Source organism: Pseudochrobactrum saccharolyticum, assembly GCF_008801715.1.
Lineage (GTDB): Bacteria > Pseudomonadota > Alphaproteobacteria > Rhizobiales > Rhizobiaceae > Pseudochrobactrum > Pseudochrobactrum saccharolyticum.
The window spans coordinates 214,710-234,876 of sequence record NZ_VZPG01000006.1 but is presented as its reverse complement, the minus strand read 5'-3'; the positions used below and the strand labels follow the sequence as shown (position 1 = coordinate 234,876).

Genomic DNA, 20,167 nt, shown 5'->3' with positions numbered 1-20,167 from the left:
AAATACACAAAATCAGATTATGAACCAGATAAGATTTCACAGGCTTTAATTGTGGCAGCCATTTCAGTTCTGAAATGTGGTCTTGGCTCAGCTCCAAATAGAACAATATTTAGTTCCGGTAGATCATCAGCTGATGGAATGTCTATCGTGATTGACATCCCATCATACCAAGATCGGCCAATGCCTGCGGCCGTGCTGCCAACATCCATTGAGATATCAAGACCTTCCCCAATATTTGCCGCTAATACGCTTCCGGTGAAGGCGGAAAACGCGCCGACAGATTTCACTTCGCCTTTTGTGCTGAAGCTTTTCGTGAGCGATTTCCAAGGGTTTAAATCTTTGGGTATGTAAAGATGGAGAACTTGTAGTTTTTTGTCGTTGCACGACAGCGAGACACGTGGTCGTTCTGTTATTGTGCGTTCTGTCAGGTTTTGGTCGACCAGTTCACTGCGGAAGATCACTCTGAGTGCGTCAATCGTCGTTTCTGCCGTCGGCCCTTCAAGAAATAGCGGGATGTTTACTTGTTCGGCGTTTGAAGCGTTCATGGTGCCGAGAGTAATAGCAATGGCTGTAAATGCGGACGAAACGAGCTTCATTTGTGCGACATTCATGATGTTTGGCTGCACAAAAGGGAACCCTTCCGCAATAACTGACCCGATTATTTCGCCCTCACAGTAACCTGCTGATTTCCTTTGGCGGGTCTCCTGCGGTCAACAGAAAACCCCGCCCGCACAAAAAGGTTCCTTTTAGTCAATGGCTTAGTGCCTATGATAGCTGTTGACCCGTCAAGTAAATGTGCTTGTAGTGGGCTATAGGTGAGGGCAGTCAGATTGTGGAAAATAGGTTATTGTCGAGTATCGACCAGCGATCAAAATCTTGATCTTCAAATGGCTGCATTGGAACGTGCTGAGTGCACTGAGATTTTTAGCGATCACGGTATTTCTGGTGCTGGATTTGAACGGCCGGGGCTTAATCAAGCGCTTCGTTCTTTACGCGACGGGGATATGCTGGTTGTCTGGCGACTTGATCGGCTCGGGCGCTCATTGGTGGATCTGATCACATTGATCAATGATCTCGCCGCGAAGAGAATTGAATTTCATTCTTTGACCGAGGCAATAGATACTTCAACGTCCGGCGGTCGGCTTACCTTTCATATTATGGGGGCTATGGCTGAATTTGAACGTGCAATCATCAGCGAGCGCACTAAAGCAGGCATGAGAGTTGCGCGTGCGAGAGGTAGCAGGATCGGCCGAAAACCTTCATTGACTGCAGATGATAGAATTGCTGCGCGTATAGCGATTGAAGAACATGGTCGGACAGTTTCGGCCGTTGCGGCGGACTATAATGTCCATCCTCGCAGCCTTATCCGGATACTCAAGCAAGATGCCACGGTTGGATGAGCTTTCACTGCGCTCTGGTTGACTCATAGCGAGTCATGGGCAGCGGTTGATGGTCGTAACGATTTCCCGCTTTACTTCGAATTCGTCGTTCGCCTGCGGCGTTGCCTGAGTATTATGCGTTATGATGCTGACCGTTCCATATATTTGAATCTCACAATGTTAATCTGGTTAGTAAACCCGCACAGAGCGTCTTTATGTAATGGCGAAGAAGATAGATATCTTTCAAAGCCAATGATGTTGTTTTCATTGACTGCGCTAACAATCGAAATCTTCTAATGCTTTGGCAATTTCTGTATGGAGATCATTCGTGGTTGGCTCTGATTTCTGGCGCCATTTTTTCTGACGTTCTCTATTTTTTTGTTTGATATGGTCGGCTTTCTCTTCCTCAGACATCACGCTTAGATCCGTCCAGGATCGCACTGTTTCAGCCGTAACGCCACGATAAATCCTTTGACGTTCTTTATGAGTTCTTTTTCTATGACTCTCGTGTGTCTCGCCAAACTGAAACGGGGCTAGTTTATGTTTCTTATAAGGACGAACGGTTTTGCCTTCGACTGCTTTTTCTAGGCGATAACGTCTCCTCGCCTCTGCTGCTGATGCGGCCGCAATAAGGTTGGGCTGTCTTTCAATATCTACCGCAAGCTTTTGTTGCCATTTTTGGATCGTTTTGCGTAAAGCGGACTGGGGATTGAATAAGGTATTAGCATTTGAGTCTGATGACGTGGGTTCTGGAGAGGGGAGATTCCTCATATCAGTTTTTTGCTTGTTCATTTCCGCAATCTTTCTATTTCTTATGCTTGGGTTATAGCGAAAATGGTTGCCGGAATGCCCGTTTTAAGAGCGTAACGTTTTGTGACGTTTCTCCCTATATATATAACTTATAAATATTCGTAATAATAATATTAGTAATAAGTAAAAGACAGAAATATCTTAAAGCGTGACGGGTCTCTCCGGTTCAGATATGTCCTCATACCTCGCCGCTGGCGCGGCTCGTCTGCGCGCCCTTCGGGCTTACGGCCGCCTTCGGCGTCCACTGGTTATTTTTTGTTTGCCGGAAGATTGGATAAAATTACAAATCCCATGAAACACGCTCCAGCCAACCGGTTAAGTGTTTCGGGTGTCTTCTATTTGACTCGAGGATTCTCGCAGGCGCGCTCCGTGGTATTCTTTGCTGCATTATGCTGCCGGATAGTTGACGCTCGCCAGTGAGCTTCTATGCCTTTGCTCCAGTATGGGAGGTTTCAGTCACAAAGATGTGGTGAAGCCAGAAGGCATCCCCATCACTAGGCTTGTATTTCTCTAGGACTTCGACTGCTGCGGCAGCATTAATCCGGCAGATGGTTTGAAGTGCGGTGCGATGAATGAGGAGGTTGCGTTTTACCAGAGCAGAGAAAAGATAACGGCGGCGCGTCTCTGACAATCGTCCAGATCATGCAAACTATTTCGATTGAGGTTTATCCAGCGTCATCCGGTGATAAAATTAATATCCGGAAGATGGTGACAGAATGCAGCTTATAGGCTGATTTGCTGGTGCCTGATAATCAGTTGCGAATATGTTTTCGCTACTGTGTCACAAGGGTTTTGAGCGATGACATTTGCGGTGGTCAGACTATTATATTGGTAGATGTATCTACAATTCGGATTGCTATCGGGTGCATGGCTCTTTTGCTGATGGTAGACAGGTAATGCTCAGGTGCCAATGTTGACAGATTTCCAAAAACAGCAAAATCAGCTGAAAAACGTAAACTTTTGTCAACATTCGTCAACATACGTCAACAAAAACGGGTGTTTTTGACAGCATTTGAGTTGCTCTGGCTGCGGAATGTAAACAAAATTGAGCGTTTTCCGATCGCTATGTTGTCACTTTTTGAATCTTATTGTTGTAGTGACAACATTATGTTTCTACTTCCGGATGCATTTACCCAAGGCGGCCAACCAGCGCATCGGCACTCAAGTGTGTGTATCGCTTCAGCATTGATAGCTCTTTATGTCCGGAGATCGTGCTGACTTCCATCACGTTTAGACCTAGCTCAAAGAAACGGCTGACGGCTTCGTGGCGCAAATCGTGAAACTTAAGATCAATGATGCCGGAGCGTTTGATGACTCGTTTCCATGTTTGATCAAAAGCAGAGATCGTCATCCCGAATGGCATATATTGATCTACACTGTCATTGTGATGAAGTGACATAAGTGCTTCGTATGCACGGGATGATAATGGAACTTCCCGGCTTGTTCCGTTTTTTGTTAGGGCTAATGAGATCACCCGGCGGTTATGTGAAATGTCGCTCCATTTGAGTCCCAGAAGCTCACCACGACGCATCCCGGTCTCGATGGCTACTATCACCAGCGCACGGAAGCATGCAACCCTACCGTCGTCACAGGCGGCTAATAAGCGCTGTTCTTCTGATGGAGTAAGGCGACGTGATCTTGCATTGTTAATGGTTGGTCGACGGATCATCTTCACGACGTTCTGGGCGAGAGGATAACCCCAATCACGCATGGCTACATCCAAGACATGGCTGAGAATGGCAAGCTCACGAACGGCTGTAGCGGGTTTGACTGTCCGGAGACGTTCATCGCGAAATAAAGCAATATCTTGTTGAGACAAGCCTATGAGTGTCCGATAAGCGAGATCATGACGTTGAAGCACGCCGAGGCGCTGTATCTCTTGAGTAGCACCACGCTTCGATGGTGATACTTCTTCAGCGTATCGCTTCATCAACGCGCCGAGCGTAGTGCTTTCAAGAATGCGCGTATCTGGTGCGGCGCCGAACTTATCGACCTGACTTTCCAGCTCACGCGCCCATTTCTCAGCGTCTTTTTTGGTATCGAAAGATTTGCAGCGGGGTTTCATGCCGCGGCGGCGCACTTGTGCTTGCCAGCGTCCTCTGAGTTTGCGAATTGTCGCCATTGCATGATCTCCAGGTGATACTGAAGATCATGCGTAGGATGCCCCGGATGGGGAGCCAAGGATTATCCCGGCACAATTATGGCGCGAGCTTCGACGAGGCCAATCCATCTCGTTTTTGACGCCATGGCACGATGAATAAGACGATGACAGCAAGCACATAGCAAAGCTAAGTCAGATAGCTTTGTTTTGCGTTCACCGACTTCAGAGAGGGGTATCAGGTGGTGAGCTTCAAATATAGACTCTTGGAGAGGCTCATCCAGGTCAGGCCGTGCCAGGTCACAAATCTCGCACCGTAACCCTGAGCGGCGACGGTCTTCTAACAGCATCTTTCGAATTTTTGGGTTCCGCTCTCGCCTGATATGTAGGGCGGTCAAGAGCCTTCCTTCAGGAAGCTCTTGTTCGATTTCCGGTAACTGCTCTGATCCGTTAATTATGATCCCGGACTTAATAGCATCGGCAATTAGTCTAACTTCTTCTGGGCGCTGCCCGAATTCAGCCCATATCTGGCGGTCCATATTGGAGACATTACCAAGACCTTTTCCAGTGGCCACCTGGCGAATATTCATAAGTTTGAAGCCAACCCCATCAGGATTTCGAAACGTGGGCTGCTTTGCGGCTTCGGCATGATAAGGTAGTGAACGAAGCAATTTGGAAAGTTCGGATATGCTTTCTGATTTCGTAGATGGAACTATACCATCGAACTGTAAATACAGATCCAAGGCGAGAATGGTCTCATCACGCGTCCAATTAGGATTTCCATGTCCTTGTGTTCTAGCCAACTTATTTTGTTCCTCCATCATATTTAAGAAAAATGAAGCCTATACAGTATTGAGTATCTGTTTTTGCATCCAATGATTTGCAGCTTGGTTTTATTTCCACGTCTGTTGACTTGTGCTTGCCAGCGCTTTGTGAGCTACTGGATTACTGCTTACATTGCACTTTATTTTTTATTTGTCCTAAAATCATGTATGGCTTCAAATATTACCTGCTTGGGCAAATTCGGACCTTCTAGCTATAATATCTACTGCTAGTTTCTGATTCTAAATGGAGAACATTAGGTAAATGCTAGAATTTCTCACATCTAATCAAATGACGTTGATATCTATCATCGTGATGATCATCCTGGCGATAATAGGGTGGACTTTTTTTTCGCAACGTAGCGGAAAGAGCATCAGACAAAATCAGAAAGGTAACGGCATCCAATCGGGGCGAGATACCAAGATCAATTTAAAAGACAGATGATGATAGTTCAGAGACAGAAAGTAGAATCCGGTGGATTGTCGATCCAAAGCGGTCGAGACACGATTATCACGACCTTGATTCCAGATGAACTTGAAAAGCTGATAAATATTCTTGCCGAAAAGCAGAATGAAACGTCGAAATTCATTTCAGAACTTGCGGTTGTATTGATGACTGATGAGAGCCGCCTCAAAGCTAAGCGCAGTTACGATGTTTACTTGCACAAAGCTGAATCTGACATGAAACCTGAAAGAACGAATAGTTTTTCAGAGTTTGCGAGCCGCGTTTTGCCTTTTCTTTTGGACAATGAGTATGTTTTTAATGAATGTGGCCCACATTCTAAAACCGCAGCCGAAACCCCCTTCTCTAATGCTTATCTAACATGGATCGCTCGTAAAATGGATACTATCCTCCCAAACAATCGCGCGATACTGGCACTAATTAAAGGTATTAGGTTTGAAGTGACAGCAGATCAGAGAGCGGCGATGTTGGCGTTTGAGGCTCATGCAAGAGCCTTCGAGCAGCATCAGTTCACTCGCCTCGATCATTATCCAACATTCCCTGGCAGCTTCTCCGATCTTATTAAAAGGAACAATAACATTGCCGAACGGTTCAAACGATATTGGCGTAAGGTATTCTCAGATCGCTTATTTTTGTGAGTTTCTTGATGGTCATCCTGCCGTAGATGGCTATACGAGGCGCGATGATATTGTGTTCGATGTTCAATTAAAAAATATGAACGCAATCACAATCCTTATTTGTAACGAATACACATGTTCACTTGCTCGAGTAATAGAGTTTGTTGCTCGTTTTGGACCATTGCATATAATAACGGTAGGCGGAAATTGGAATTCTTATACAACTGACGCAAAAGAGTTTTGTCTAGAGGCCGAGCTTGGACTCTATTCTGGAAGGGAGCTTTACCGTGCGCTGTTCCGACGTGAATACTGGAGTTTTCATTTTACTGACAAGGATGGTAATCCAGTTTACGGAGAATAATGAATGTTGCATTCATTCGGTCTATGGCTTCGGAAGCTTCTTTCGACAAGAAAAGTATAATGATATTGACCTTCTCTTTGTGCTGTCAGATCAAGGTCAGGACATTCTGACTGCGTGCAACAAAATAAATAAGTTTTGCTCTTGTTTGGATGAGCGTTTTCAGGAGACAATACATCCACTAATCCTTACCGTTTCGGAGATGCTATCTCGACCGCTGCGAAATATGGAACAGCTCAGCTTTATCTCAGGTAAAGCTTCACTACTTTGACTGTTATAGGAAAGGCCTGCAAGCTCAACCCGAGTGAAAGCATCAAGGCGCGATGTTAGGACAGCTGTAATATGCCGACATGAGGCTGTCCTGACTACAGTGTGCGCCTCACAAGTGGCGCTGTGATTTGCTGTCCTTATACTAGTGCAGATGAAAGTTTGAATTCACAACCAAGATTTTATCTAATTATTTGATTTAATAGAAATAACTGGCGGAGAGGGTGGGATTCGAACCCACGATGGAGTTGCCCCCACGCCGCATTTCGAGTGCGGTACTTTCAACCACTCAGCCACCTCTCCGCTGTGTCATCATATGAAAGTTTCAGACTAAACAATCTGTTTTCATATCAAATCATGCGATTTGCTGAATGTGTGTCGCGCTCATAACGCGGACAGCGGATTTAGACAAGTCCTAATCGTTCCGAACCCACCATAATTTCGCAGATAATGTGCTTTATGGTCTGAAAAACCTTGACGCGGCGGTGTTTTTGCCACTATATGCGGCCACGTCGCAGGAGGATGAGAATCCCCTTTGACTTTTGTTGTGTGTTTATCAGACCTTAAACTGATGTTTTTGCTAAGATAAATAATCAAACTGTCACGACTGACAAGAAGACGGTCCCTGCCTTGCGGGAGAGCCGGAAACGAACGACCCGAAAGGAAAACAAATGTTCGCAGTCATTAAGACAGGTGGTAAGCAGTATCGCGTTGCCGCCAATGATGTGCTTAAAGTTGAAAAAGTTGCCGGTGAAGCCGGTGATGTTGTAGAATTTGCAGAAGTTCTGATCGTTGGCGAAGGTGAAAACGCCACTGTTGGTGCTCCGCGCGTTGAAGGTGCTGTTGTAACTGCGGAAGTAGTTGAACAGGGCCGTGCGAAAAAAGTTATCGCGTTCAAGAAGCGTCGCCGTCAGAACTCCAAGCGTACACGCGGTCATCGTCAGGAACTGACGACAATCCGCATTTCGGAAATCCTCACCGGTGGCGCCAAGCCATCCGCTAAAGCTAAGGCCGCGCCGAAAAAGGCTGCGCCAAAAGCTGAAGCTGCTGAGTAATCAACGAATTAAAGGAGAATACCGATGGCACATAAGAAAGCTGGCGGTTCATCGCGTAACGGTCGCGATTCAGAGTCGAAACGCCTTGGCGTGAAAAAATTCGGTAGCGAAGCTGTTATCGCAGGCAACATCATTGTTCGCCAGCGCGGTACCCAGTGGCATCCGGGTGCAAATGTCGGCATGGGTAAAGATCATACCCTGTTCGCAAAGGCTGACGGCGTTGTGTCTTTCAAGACAAAAGCAAACGGCCGAACCTTTGTATCCGTGAACCCGATGGCTGAAGCTGCGGAGTAACCGGTGCTCCATTCATATACCGGTGTTCCTGTTGAACCCGATATATGAAGCCGCTTTACGGACAAAATATTGAAGGGGAGACGGGAAACCGTCTCCCCTTTTATTTTTCCCGGAGGATGGCCGGCAGGCCTGAAAGCAACAATGACAAAATTGCAGAGCGGAACAGAATTAAGAAGCGAAAGCAGACAGGCTGCACTGGCCACCGATGATGATCTCAGAGGTGCGGGGTTGACAGGAGCCTATGGTGCGAAAGTGACTTTGCGGGATTCCCCCGTACAGCTCACAGAGCGTCTTGTGCTGCGCCCGCCGCATGAAGAAGATATTGATGCGATCGCTGCATTGGCAAACAATATTAATGTGGCGCGTATGCTGGCACGGTTGCCTTATCCATATTCGCGCGAACATGCGGTTGATTTTATCAAGCTTGCAGCGTCCGGTGCGATCGGGCAATTTGTTTATGCGATTACACTTGCCGATACGGGCGAGTTTATTGGCAGCATCACTTTGCACGATCATAAATATGGCCCTGGCTATGAGATCGGCTATTGGCTGGGTGAGCCTTACTGGGGCAAAGGCTATGCCACAGAAGCAACGACGGCTTTGATCGATTTGTCGTTCCGTGAATTGTCGCTGGAGCAGATTTATATCAGTGCGCAAAGCCGCAATGAAGGCTCAAAGCGAGTAATTGAAAAATGCGGTTTCAGACATACCGGCTCTGCCATTGGCCACTCTGTTGTTGACGGAGATGTGCCGGTGGAGTGCTATATCATGACCCGTCAGCAATGGCTGGAATTGCGTGGTGCAGGGCAATAATGCTCTGTACTGCGACATAAGGATAAAAGCCGCTGTTCACTTTGTTGTCTCTGCACTGAAACTATAGTTTGCAACTGCAGCGGGCGGCGGTTTTCAAGTCCGGTTTTTTGCTGTATTGGCTCAGTTTAAATATCTCAGTTAAAATTGCGGTCGCATATATCTGCAATTTATTACCTCTTAATATCGGACTATCCGACAGCCGGCCTGTGCCGGAAAAGGCAAGCACATGAAGTTCCTCGACCAGACAAAAATTTATATCCGCTCCGGAAATGGCGGTGCTGGCGCGGTTTCGTTCCGTCGCGAAAAATTTCTGGAATTCGGCGGTCCTGACGGCGGTGACGGCGGTCGCGGCGGTGACGTCTGGGCTGTGGTCGTGGATGGTCTGAATACACTGATCGACTATCGCTATCAGCAGCATTTCCGGGCGAAAACCGGTATGCACGGTATGGGCCGTAACATGACCGGCGGTAAAGGCGATGACGTAATTCTGAAAGTGCCGGTCGGCACGCAGATTTTTGAAGAAGACAATGAAACGCTGATCTGCGATCTGACCACTGTCGGACAGCGCTACCGTCTTGCCAAAGGCGGCAATGGCGGTTTCGGTAACCTGCATTTCAAAACCTCGACCAATCAGGCGCCGCGTCGTGCCAATCCGGGTCTGGAAGGTATTGAGCGCACTTTGTGGTTGCGCCTGAAACTGATTGCGGATGCGGGTCTCGTTGGTCTGCCAAATGCCGGTAAATCGACTTTCCTTGCCAGTGTGACCGCTGCCAAGCCGAAGATCGCTGACTATCCTTTCACTACGCTGCATCCGAATCTTGGTGTTGCTCGTGTGGATGCGCGTGAATTTGTGATCGCGGATATTCCGGGGCTGATCGAAGGTGCAAGTGAAGGCATTGGTCTCGGTGACCGTTTCCTCGGCCATGTGGAGCGCACCCGTGTGCTGCTGCATCTGGTTTCGGCACAGGAAGAAGATGTGGCCAAAGCCTATAAGGTGATCCGCGGCGAGCTGGAAGCTTATGGTCATGGCCTTACCGATAAGATCGAGATTGTCGCATTGTCACAGGCCGATACGCTTGATCCCGATGCGCGCAAAGACAAAATGAAGGCGTTGAAAAAAGCGTGTGGTCGTGAACCGTTGTTGCTGTCGGCTGTGAGCCGTGAAGGTATTGAGACAACATTGCGTGAACTGGCACGTATTATTGATCAGAGCCGTGCGGAAGAGGCGGATCAGGAAGCTGCGAAAGCGGACGGTAAAGCCAAGTCGGATTACAAAGGTAAGTGAGCAGATCATGACGATCGGGGCGCTGAAGAATTATCGTCGTATTGTTATCAAAATCGGCTCGGCGCTTCTGGTTGATCGTGCTCAGGGGCTGAAGCAGAACTGGCTGACAAGTCTTGCTGCCGATATTGCGGCTTTGCAGGCGCAAGGTGTGGAAGTGCTGGTTGTGTCTTCCGGTGCTGTTGCATTGGGGCGCACGGTTCTGGGACTACCTTCGGGCACTCTGAAACTTGAGGAAAGTCAGGCATCAGCAGCAGCAGGGCAGATTGCATTGGCGAAAGCCTATGCTGATGTGCTGGGTGCCCATCAGATTATGGCAGGGCAGGTGCTGCTCACATTGTCTGATACGGAAGAGCGCCGCCGCTATCTCAATGCCCGCGCAACGATTGAAACGCTGCTGAAACTCAAGGCCGTGCCGGTTATCAATGAGAATGATACGGTAGCGACCAACGAAATCCGTTATGGCGACAATGACCGCTTAGCTGCCCGTGTTGCCACAATGATCGGCGCTGATCTGCTCATTCTGTTGTCTGATATTGACGGCCTTTATACCGCGCCGCCGCATAAAGATCCGAATGCGCAGTTTTTGCCGGTCGTGGAAGCGATTACGCCGGATATTGAAGCTATGGCCGGTGCTGCCGCATCTGAATTGTCACGTGGTGGTATGAAGACCAAGCTGGATGCCGGTAAGATTGCCAATGCGGCCGGAACTGCGATGATTATCACCTCCGGTACGCGGATGAACCCGCTGGCGGCGATTGATCGCGGTGAGCGGTCAACCCTGTTCAAAGCCTCCGATGCGCCGGTCAATGCATGGAAAATCTGGATTTCCGGTCATCTCGATGCCGCAGGGCAATTGGTGATTGATGATGGTGCTTTGAAAGCGCTGAAATCAGGTAAGTCTCTTTTGCCTGCCGGTGTGCGGGAAGTCCGCGGTGATTTCCAGCGCGGCGATACGGTTTCCATTCTCAACTTGGAAGGCCGTGAGGTTGCTCGCGGTCTGGCCGGTTATGATGCTGCCGATGCCGTGAAGATTGCTGGCCATAAGAGCGGTGAGATTGAGGAAATTCTCGGCTATTTCGCGCGTTCTTCGATGGTGCACCGCAATGATCTGGTGATCCGTGGCAGCCGTGCGCAAGGTGCTGCGAGCGCTGAGGGGGAAATGTGCAATGCAGGATAAGCAGGACACTCTGGCAGTTGCTGAAATGATGGCAGAGCTTGGCCGCAAAGCGCGTGCTGCGGCTGGCCCGCTGGCGATTGCCAGTGCCGAGCGCAAACATGCAGCTTTGATTGCTATGGCCGATGCCTTACTGCGTCGCAAAGACCTGATCCTCAATGCCAATGTGCTGGATGTCGCCGCAGCGGAAGCTGCCGACACTGCTGCGTCTTTCATTGACCGACTGAAACTGGATGAAACACGTATCCGTGCAATGGCCGATGGTATTCGCGCGATTGCAGCCCTGAGAGATCCGGTCGGTGAAGTGATGACCGAATGGGATCGCCCGAATGGTCTGCATATTGAACGCGTGCGCACGCCGCTTGGCGTGATCGGCGTGATTTATGAAAGCCGTCCGAATGTGACAGCTGATGCCGGTGCGCTCTGCCTGAAAGCCGGTAATGCGGTGATCCTGCGTGGTGGTTCGGATTCCGCGCATTCGTCGCGTGAAATTCATGCCGCATTGGCTGAAGGCTTGAAGGCCGCAGGTCTGCCGGAAGCTGCTATTCAGATGGTGCCGGTGACAGACCGCGCTGCAGTCGGTGAAATGCTCAAAGGTCTGCACGGTGCGATTGATGTGATTGTGCCGCGTGGCGGTAAAAGCCTTGTTGCCCGCGTGCAGGAAGAGGCGCGGGTGCCGGTTTTCGCGCATCTCGAAGGCCTGTGCCATGTTTATATTGATGCCAGCGCTGATCTGGAAATGGCAAAGAAGATCGTTCTTAATGCCAAAATGCGCCGCACTGGTATTTGTGGCGCAGCAGAGACTTTGCTGGTTGACCGCAAAGTGGCTGAGACGCATCTGGTGCCGGTACTGGATGAACTGGCAAAAGCCGGTTGCGTGATCCGCGGGGATGTTGATGTTTGCGCACTTTACACGCAAGCCGAACCGGCGACAGCGGAAGACTGGTCAACGGAATATCTGGATGCGATCATTTCCGTGGCGCTGGTTGACGGAATTGATGGTGCGCTGACGCATATCAACCGCTATTCATCTCATCATACAGAGGCTGTGATTGCTGAAGATACTGCGGTTGTTGAGCGGTTCTTTAACGAGATTGATTCAGCCATTTTGCTGCATAATGCTTCAACGCAGTTTGCCGATGGTGGTGAGTTTGGCATGGGCGCGGAAATCGGTATCGCGACAGGTAAAATGCATGCGCGCGGGCCGGTTGGTGTGGAACAGCTCACTTCGTTTAAATATCGCGTGCGCGGTAACGGACAGACACGGGTTTAAACACACGCATGTCCAAACCAGTGAAAGATCAGTCAGACAAGACCGCAGTGCCGCAAGCGTTTCAGGATGTTGCAAAAAAATATCTGCACATGCCTGTTGCACCGGCTGGCGCTAAAATCGGTCTGTTCGGCGGTTCTTTCAATCCGCCTCATGCAGGCCATGTTCTGGTGGCAGAATTGGCACTGGAACGGCTGGGGCTGGATCAGGTCTGGTGGGTGGTGACACCCGGCAATCCGCTGAAAGATGTGAGTGAACTGGCACCGCTGTCCAAGCGCATTGCGCTGAGTGAAGAGCTTATCACTGGAAAGCGTATTCATGTGACAGCATTTGAAGCCAGTTATCAGGTGCGCTATACGGCAGATACGCTGGCGCTGGTGCGTAAACACAATCCGGACAAGCATCTGGTCTGGATTATGGGCGCGGATAATCTGATGAATTTCCATCACTGGCAGGAATGGGATGAGATTGCCCGTACCTATCCGATTGCTGTCATCAACCGGCCGGGTTCGAATATGGCGGCGGAAGATTCCGTGATGGCGCAGCAGTTTGAGGCGGCACGCCTGCCTGAAACAGAGGCTGCAAAACTTGCAACACAGACGGCTCCGGCATGGGTTTTTATCCACGGGCCGCAGTCTGATCTTTCATCCACGCAATTGCGCCGGCAAGAGATGAGAGAATAAGACGCAAAATCAGCAGGTTATTTTTCCTGTCAAATTTCCATGAGCCCGTGTCTTGAAACAGACACAGGACTCTGCCACTTTTATAGTTACACGGGGAGTAGTTGCCGTGTGGCGTTGTTCTTTACGGAAAGGTACTCATTGAGAACAGCAATTGAAAAGAAGGGTGTTACCACGCCTTCACCAGCTGAGGTCAGCGGCGAAGCCACTGTGTCTCATGCTTTAGAGGTTCTGCTTGCAAGCCTTGATGACTCCAAGGCAGAAGATATCATTTCCATTGATCTGCGCGGTAAATCCGCTTTGGGCGATTATATGGTGATCGCTTCCGGTCGCTCCCAGCGCCATGTCGGTGCTGTGGCCGATCATATGCTGCGTGCGCTGAAAGAAATCGGTGTGCGTGATGTTCAGATCGAAGGTCTTGAAGCAGCAGACTGGGTTCTGGTCGATACGGGTGATATCATCATCCACATTTTCCATCCGGAAGTCCGTGAGTTCTATAATATCGAAAAAATCTGGCTCACACCGGAAGCGGATGAATTTAATCCGCGTAAAAAGTCAGTGCATTAATTTGCACGATGATTTGTAAGATCAGGCATGCCGGATTGTGACGGCATGCTGCTTAAACTGCCTGACATGCTATGGCAGGCAGAGGTTTTTTGATTATGCGTGTTACAGTTTTTGCGGTTGGAAAAATGAAAGCCGGTCCCGAACGGGAACTGGCCGAGCGTTATTTTGACCGTTTTGCCAAGTCCGGAACGGCCTTGGGATTTGAGTTTACCGGCGTCAGTGAGATTACCGAAAGTAGGGGCGGCAATGCGGATCAGCGCAAGGCCGATGAAGCTGCACGTGTTTATGAAGCACTGGATAATGGCGCAGCGCTGATCCTGCTGGATGAGCGCGGCAAAGAGCTTGGTTCTGAAGCCTTTGCCGAACAAATGGGTAAAATCCGTGATGGCGGCAAAAGACAGTTGATTTTAGCGATCGGCGGGCCGGACGGTCATGATCCGCAATTGCGGGCGCGGGCAGATCTGGTGTTGGCGATGGGCAAGATGACTTGGCCGCATCAGCTGGCACGTATTCTGATTGCCGAGCAATTATACCGTGCGGTGACTATTCTTTCCGGCCATCCCTATCATCGGGTGTAATTTGAGCGTATCCCGAAAAATGTGAAGCGGTTTCTGGATAAGATACGCGTAATCACAAATAAATAGAGCATTTACAGACGGATTTTGACACGGATAATCTTTGTTATAGATTCACCGCTATAACTGAGTGATCGCAACGGATCAGTATTCGAATTTTGATGAATAATAGCAGCATTTCCTTCCGGCTTTTTAAGATGAGCCGCATTTGTGCCGGACAGGCCAGATGCGTGTTTTCTGCCGGTTTGTTGCTGCTGTTGCCGGTTCCGGCTCTTGCGCAGGAGGCAGCACCATCCGCTCCGCCGCCGGTGCCGCTGGAAGAACAGCATCAAAAAGTCTCGGGCAGTCTGGATGCTATCAACAGCGAGATTGCGCTTTCCAAAGAAAAGCTGCAGCAGCTGGAAACAAGCGTTTCAGAACTGAAAAAAGATCAGGCAACCATTACTGCTGCATTGATCCAGTCTGCCAAGACAGACAAGAAACTCTCGGAAGATATTGAGGCTGCGGGGCAGAAACTGACTGCGCTCAGCGAGCAGGAAGACGGTATCCGGCTATCCTTGCGTTCCCGCCGTAAAGTTCTGGCGGAAGTGCTGGCAGCTTTGCAGCGTATGGGACTGAACCCGCCGCCTGCCATTCTCGTGCGCCCTGATGATGCGCTGTCCTCTGTGCGTTCTGCTGTACTGCTCGGTGCGGTGGTGCCGGAAATGCGGGCGCAGACGCTGGAACTGATGGCTGATCTGAAAGAGATGCAGCGCTTGCAGGCTTCGATCAAAGATGAGCAGGAGCGGCTGATTGCCAGCCGCACTGCGCAACTTGAAGAGCGCCAGAAACAGGAACTGCTGCTGGAAGAAAAGCAAAAGCTTTACAGCCAGTCTGAAGAAGAATTGCAGACTGAACGTGCTCATGCCGCAGAACTGGCGAAAAAAGCAACCAGCCTGAAAGATCTGATTGCCTCACTGCAGGAGCGGATGGATAAAGTCCGCACGGCGGCGGATGCCGCACGCGATGCCGAGCAGCAGCGGCTGGCAGACGGGCAGGAGCGCGCAGCACAGTCCGGCGAGAATTCGCTGGTGTCCCGTGCGAATTTTGCATCTCTGCGCGGACAGCTTGTGCTACCGGCCAGCGGTAAGATCGTACAAAAATTCGGTCAGAAAGATGATTTTGGCCGCCCGCGTGCAGGAGAAATGCTGCAAACGCCGCAAAACGCCACGATTACGTCACCTTCTGATGGCGTTGTACTTTATGCGGGGCCCTTTCGTTCCTACGGACAACTCTTAATCCTTGATGTTGGCAGCGGATATCATATCGTGATGGCAGGATTAAGCAGAATCAATGTTGCGCAGGGCCGGTTTGTGCTGGCGGGTGAGCCGGTCGGAACCATGGGAGATAAGCTTTTAACCAGTGTTGCTTCACTGGGGAGTGGTAATTCTTCACCGATGCTTTACATAGAATTTCGAAAAGATGGGAAATCCGTCGATCCGACCCCGTGGTGGACCGACAGGCATTCCGGAAGGACACAAGATGATACGTAAACTGTCGCTTCTTTTCGCAGGTGCCTTGATGGGGGCTTCGGCGATGGTTGCTGTGCAGGGGGCTCCGGCTTCAAGTGCAAATGCTGCCAGTAATGATACCTATAAAGAACTCGCAATTTTCGGCGATATTTTTGAACGTGTGCGCCAGCAATATGTGACGCCGCCGGAAGATAAGAAGCTGATAGAAACCGCCATCAACGGTATGCTGACCTCGCTTGATCCGCATTCCTCTTATCTCAACCCTGAAGCAGCGCAGGATATGCGCGTGCAGACAAAGGGTGAGTTCGGCGGTCTTGGTATTGAAGTGACGATGGAAAATGATCTGGTTAAGGTCATTGCACCGATTGATGATACACCGGCATCGAAAGCCGGCGTTCTCGCCGGTGACCTGATCACGCAGATCAATGGCGCGGAAGTGCGCGGCTTGTCGCTGAATGATGCTGTCGACAAGATGCGCGGGCCGGTTGATGAGGCGATTGAACTGACCCTGATCCGTCAGGGAGCAGACAAGCCGATCAAACTGTCGATCAAACGCGCGATCATCAAGGTCAAAGCTGTCCGCTACCGCGTTGAGAATGATGTCGGTTATCTGCGTGTGATTTCCTTCACCGAGAAAACCTCTGACGATCTGACAAAAGCGATCAAGGATATTCAGTCACAGATTCCTGAGAACAAGCTCAAAGGCTATGTGCTCGATCTGCGTCTCAATCCGGGTGGTCTGCTCGATCAGGCTGTGTCTGTATCGGATGCGTTCCTTGACAAGGGCGAGGTTGTTTCAACCCGTGGCCGTGACCCGCAGGATGTTACCCGTTTTGATGCCCGCGCAGGCGATCTGACCAAAGGCAAACCTGTTATCGTTCTGATCAATGGCGGCTCGGCCAGTGCGTCTGAAATTGTGGCCGGTGCATTGCAGGATCACCGCCGTGCAACGGTTCTGGGGACACAGTCCTTCGGTAAGGGTTCTGTGCAGACCATCATTCCGCTTGGTGAAAACGGCTCGCTGCGTCTGACGACAGCGCTCTATTACACCCCATCGGGCAAGTCGATTCAGGGTAAGGGCATTACACCGGATATCAAGGTGGAACAGCCGCTGCCGGATGAGCTGAAAGGCCGTGATGTAACGACCAAAGGTGAGGCCGGACTGAAAGGCCATATCAAGGGTGCTGAGGAAGATGACAGTGGTTCAGGTTCTTCGGCCTATGTGCCGCTGGAGCCAAAGGACGACATTCAGCTGGGCGAAGCTCTGAAGCTGCTGCGCGGTGAAATGGCCAATGCGGCATTCCCGCCGGATCCTAAGAAAGATCTGCCAAAGCCTGATAAACAATAAGCTTGTACACTTCAGAAAAACGCGGGGCAGTCCCCGCGTTTTTTGTCTCTGGTGATAAATAAACGGAATGAAAAACATGACTGAAAAGCGTGACCCCGCATCGCTGCCTTATCGCCCCTGTGTGGGCATTATGGTTTTGAACAGCGAAGGCAAAGTCTGGGCAGGACGCCGCATCATTGAGCCGAATGGTGAGATGGAAGGTGCAACGCAGCTTTGGCAGATGCCGCAGGGTGGTATTGATGCCGGTGAAAATCCGGCAACGGCATCGCTGCGCGAGCTCTATGAAGAAACAGGTATGCGCAGCGTCAGCCTTTTGGCCGAAGCGCCGAACTGGATCAATTATGACCTGCCGGAACATCTGATCGGTATTGCCTTAAATGGCAAATATCGCGGCCAGACACAGCGCTGGTTTGCTTATCGTTTTGAGGGCGACGAAAGCGAGATTGCAATCAACCCGCCACCGGGCGGACATGATGCTGAATTTGATATGTGGGCATGGAAACCGATGATGGAGCTGCCGGAACTGATCGTTCCGTTCAAGCGCCCTGTTTATGACGAAGTCATTCAGGCTTTCAGGCATCTGGTCTGAGGTTTTATCACTTACAAAAACGCCGCTCTTTTGGATGCCTATCTTGTCCGACAGAGCGGCGTTTTTTATGCCGGATCGTAGCGCATATTATTTGCCGGAGCGTCGAGCCGGAATTCCAGCCCCTGCGATAAATAATGCAGCTCGGCAGAGCCGCCGAGACTTGCAGCAAGGGTACGCTCAATCAGTCGCGAGCCGAAACCGCGCCGCGCAGGTTTCTCCACTCGCGGGCCATTCTTTTCTATCCAGTAGAACCGGAAGCGGCCATTTTCCACACGCCAGTTGATCTCGATATGTCCGTCAGGTGTTGAGAGTGCACCATATTTGACGGCATTGGTGCCAAGCTCATGCAGAGCCATGACCATGGATAAAGCCTGCCGTGACCCAAGCGTAACGGGAATGCCGCTGATATTTATGCGTTTTTCACCGGTTCCGGCATGAACGGACAGGCTGTTGGTGACAATATCCGCAAGTTCGGCACTGACAGATTTTGCCCCTTGGGTCAACACGTCCTGTGCTTTGCTCAGCGCCATAATACGGGCTTCGAAGGCGGCTCTTGCATCTTCCGCGCTGGTCGTACTGCGCAATGTCTGATTGGCAATGCCCTGAATAACTGCAAGAATATTCTTACTACGATGGGCCAGTTCTGCGGTCAGCATAGCCTGTTGTTCTTCTGCATGTTTGCGGTTTGTAATATCCTGTACGATACCGCGCATACGCACCACAGAACCCTGATCGTCGCTGATGAGTTCCGTTGACAGCGCAACCCAGCGTTGTTCATTATTATCCAGCCGGTGAATAAGATATTCGCTATAGCCGGAACGGGGCAATGCCAGAGAACCGGATTTTGCCGTATCGGTTTTATGCTCGTCACAATTGCGCGGCGACATCAGCTTTTCAAAAAGCTCAATCGTAATATTGGTGTCCGGCGCAATGCCGTAAATCTGCCGGATCTGGTTGGTGACGGTGATGGTGCGGCTGATCAGATTTATATCGAATGCCCCGATCCCGCCGGCCTCCTGAGAAAGACGAAGCATTTCTTCCTGTTCGCGCAAGCGTTCCTGCTGCTCGCGAACGAATGTGCGGTCCATGAGAATTTTGAGAAAACCCTGCATATGGCCGTCCTGATCGTAGAGCGGCAAAAGCTGGCCGCTTGCCCAGAACCGGCTGCCATCCTTGCGCATATGCCAGCGCTCCACTGCATCCTGCCTGTGATGCAAGGCGCTGACACGGCGCATTTCCGGTACATTTTTCTCACGCTCTTCCGGTGTGAACAGGATATCGACTGAAGATTTCAGCACTTCCTCTTCTGTCCAGCCGAATAATCTGCGCGCACCTGCATTCCAGCTGGTGACCTGACCGCTCAGTGTTGTGGTGATAATCGCATAGTCCAGCGCATTATCGATAATAAGCTGGTTCAGCTGCTCTTTGTGTTGCTGCCGGTGATGGCGCGCCTGCATTTCCATATGCGAACCGGCAATCTGTGCCAGCCTGCGAAGGTCCTTGAGTTGCTCGGCAGATAAATGGCGCGGCTTTTTATCGAGTATCAGCATCGTGCCGAAAATGGTGCCGTCATGGCCGGCCAGTTTTATTCCGGCATAAAAACGGTAAGGCGAGGTTCCGGTTACAAACGGTTCACCGGCAAAGAGCGGCGTTGTGCTTGCATCGCTGACGATAAAAATATCATCGGCGAGCAATGTCTGGCGGCAAAAATTATGTCCGGGAGGAGGGGCGTTCAGCGTCAGGCCGTAAACGGCTTTAAAAATCTGCTGCTCTTGGGAAATGAGATTGATAGCCGCGACCGGTGCGTCGCAGAGTCTGGCAGTCAGCGCAACCAGATTATCAAGAACAGGATCATTTTGTCCGTTCATGATTGTAAAGCGCGGTAAAACAGCCTGAAATAATGAAGATGCTTCGGACAATCCGAAAAGATTACTGACTGAGGTATCCCATCTGGCTTCCACCTGCGTATCCCCCATGCGAGCTTGTACTTTAGCAAATGTATAAATTTACACGATTTTAACAAGCGGAATATTTGAAGGTCAGTATCTCTGATTTTGAGGATGAAAATAAGGCGTTTCTTAAAATAGTGTTAATTTGCAAAACCGGGCTTTGTATTGTCTGTTTATGTCTGTGCCTTGTGTTTATGAAAAACCGGCTCCTGATTTTACCAGCACTGCTCTGATCCTGTTATAT

At 50.1% G+C, this 20,167-nt stretch carries 19 protein-coding genes and 1 tRNA gene; 14 read left to right on the top strand and 6 right to left on the bottom strand.

The genetic code is table 11. From position 1 onward, the window contains the following. Positions 1-17 precede the first annotated feature (17 nt). Positions 18-626 (bottom strand): hypothetical protein, encoded by a 609-nt coding sequence (locus F7P81_RS16555; protein ID WP_151160314.1) that lies wholly within the window; start codon positions 624-626, stop codon positions 18-20. 204 nt (positions 627-830) lie between these two features. On the opposite strand from F7P81_RS16555, the gene F7P81_RS16550 reads away from it, so the two are divergent. Next, positions 831-1,400 (top strand): recombinase family protein, encoded by a 570-nt coding sequence (locus tag F7P81_RS16550; protein ID WP_151160313.1) that lies wholly within the window; start codon positions 831-833, stop codon positions 1,398-1,400. Between the two features lie 255 nt (positions 1,401-1,655). Here the strand turns inward: F7P81_RS16550 and F7P81_RS16545 are convergent, their stop codons facing one another. The 3 genes from F7P81_RS16545 to F7P81_RS16535 form a co-directional block, all read right to left on the bottom strand. After that, entirely contained in the window at positions 1,656-2,171 is a 516-nt protein-coding gene (locus tag F7P81_RS16545; protein ID WP_151160312.1) for a hypothetical protein, read from the bottom strand. Positions 2,172-3,318: 1,147 nt separating this feature from the next. Then, complete coding sequence (locus F7P81_RS16540; RefSeq protein WP_151160311.1) at positions 3,319-4,311, bottom strand: site-specific integrase; 993 nt, start codon at positions 4,309-4,311, stop codon at positions 3,319-3,321. A 62-nt stretch (positions 4,312-4,373) separates the two neighbouring features. Then, a complete protein-coding gene (locus F7P81_RS16535; protein WP_151160310.1) occupies positions 4,374-5,090 on the bottom strand; it encodes an HNH endonuclease in 717 nt (238 codons plus the stop codon). A 459-nt stretch (positions 5,091-5,549) separates the two neighbouring features. On the opposite strand from F7P81_RS16535, the gene F7P81_RS16530 reads away from it, so the two are divergent. Continuing rightward, positions 5,550-6,209: a hypothetical protein gene (locus tag F7P81_RS16530; RefSeq protein ID WP_151160309.1), complete on the top strand. Its 660-nt coding sequence runs from the start codon at positions 5,550-5,552 to the stop codon at positions 6,207-6,209. Positions 6,210-7,026: 817 nt separating this feature from the next. On the opposite strand, the gene F7P81_RS16520 is transcribed toward F7P81_RS16530, so the two are convergent. Continuing rightward, positions 7,027-7,116: transfer RNA gene (locus F7P81_RS16520), tRNA-Ser, on the bottom strand. 368 nt (positions 7,117-7,484) lie between these two features. Here F7P81_RS16520 and rplU point away from each other — a divergent pair. From rplU to F7P81_RS16460, 12 genes are all read left to right on the top strand, one after another. Further along, positions 7,485-7,868, top strand: coding sequence for a 50S ribosomal protein L21 (gene rplU / locus F7P81_RS16515; protein ID WP_022712234.1), 384 nt, complete (start codon positions 7,485-7,487; stop codon positions 7,866-7,868). Between the two features lie 24 nt (positions 7,869-7,892). Beyond that, positions 7,893-8,162: a 50S ribosomal protein L27 gene (gene rpmA, locus F7P81_RS16510; protein WP_022712235.1), complete on the top strand. Its 270-nt coding sequence runs from the start codon at positions 7,893-7,895 to the stop codon at positions 8,160-8,162. A gap of 141 nt (positions 8,163-8,303) precedes the next feature. Then, positions 8,304-8,975, top strand: a complete 672-nt coding sequence (locus F7P81_RS16505; protein WP_151160307.1) for a GNAT family N-acetyltransferase — start codon at positions 8,304-8,306, stop codon at positions 8,973-8,975. A 226-nt stretch (positions 8,976-9,201) separates the two neighbouring features. Beyond that, positions 9,202-10,260, top strand: a complete 1,059-nt coding sequence (obgE, locus tag F7P81_RS16500) for a GTPase ObgE (protein WP_122092678.1) — start codon at positions 9,202-9,204, stop codon at positions 10,258-10,260. A gap of 7 nt (positions 10,261-10,267) precedes the next feature. After that, positions 10,268-11,437, top strand: a complete 1,170-nt coding sequence (proB, locus tag F7P81_RS16495; RefSeq protein WP_151160306.1) for a glutamate 5-kinase — start codon at positions 10,268-10,270, stop codon at positions 11,435-11,437. After that, complete coding sequence (locus F7P81_RS16490) at positions 11,427-12,707, top strand: glutamate-5-semialdehyde dehydrogenase (protein ID WP_151160305.1); 1,281 nt, start codon at positions 11,427-11,429, stop codon at positions 12,705-12,707. Before proB ends, F7P81_RS16490 begins: the two co-directional genes overlap by 11 nt. A gap of 8 nt (positions 12,708-12,715) precedes the next feature. Then, entirely contained in the window at positions 12,716-13,387 is a 672-nt protein-coding gene (locus F7P81_RS16485; protein ID WP_374828091.1) for a nicotinate-nucleotide adenylyltransferase, read from the top strand. A gap of 138 nt (positions 13,388-13,525) precedes the next feature. Next, positions 13,526-13,951, top strand: a complete 426-nt coding sequence (gene rsfS, locus F7P81_RS16480; protein ID WP_028233940.1) for a ribosome silencing factor — start codon at positions 13,526-13,528, stop codon at positions 13,949-13,951. A 95-nt stretch (positions 13,952-14,046) separates the two neighbouring features. Next, positions 14,047-14,529 carry a 23S rRNA (pseudouridine(1915)-N(3))-methyltransferase RlmH gene (gene rlmH, locus F7P81_RS16475; protein WP_151160304.1) on the top strand — a complete coding sequence of 161 codons (483 nt, stop codon included), beginning with the start codon at positions 14,047-14,049 and terminating at the stop codon, positions 14,527-14,529. 158 nt (positions 14,530-14,687) lie between these two features. After that, a complete protein-coding gene (locus F7P81_RS16470; protein ID WP_022712242.1) occupies positions 14,688-16,058 on the top strand; it encodes a murein hydrolase activator EnvC family protein in 1,371 nt (456 codons plus the stop codon). Beyond that, positions 16,048-17,385, top strand: a complete 1,338-nt coding sequence (locus F7P81_RS16465; protein ID WP_022712243.1) for a S41 family peptidase — start codon at positions 16,048-16,050, stop codon at positions 17,383-17,385. Before F7P81_RS16470 ends, F7P81_RS16465 begins: the two co-directional genes overlap by 11 nt. Before the next feature lie 76 nt (positions 17,386-17,461). Then, entirely contained in the window at positions 17,462-17,974 is a 513-nt protein-coding gene (locus F7P81_RS16460) for an RNA pyrophosphohydrolase (RefSeq protein WP_238481661.1), read from the top strand. 65 nt (positions 17,975-18,039) lie between these two features. Here F7P81_RS16460 and F7P81_RS16455 read toward each other — a convergent pair whose 3' ends face one another. Then, positions 18,040-19,950: a PAS domain S-box protein gene (locus tag F7P81_RS16455; RefSeq protein WP_151160302.1), complete on the bottom strand. Its 1,911-nt coding sequence runs from the start codon at positions 19,948-19,950 to the stop codon at positions 18,040-18,042. Positions 19,951-20,167: the final 217 nt, after the last annotated feature.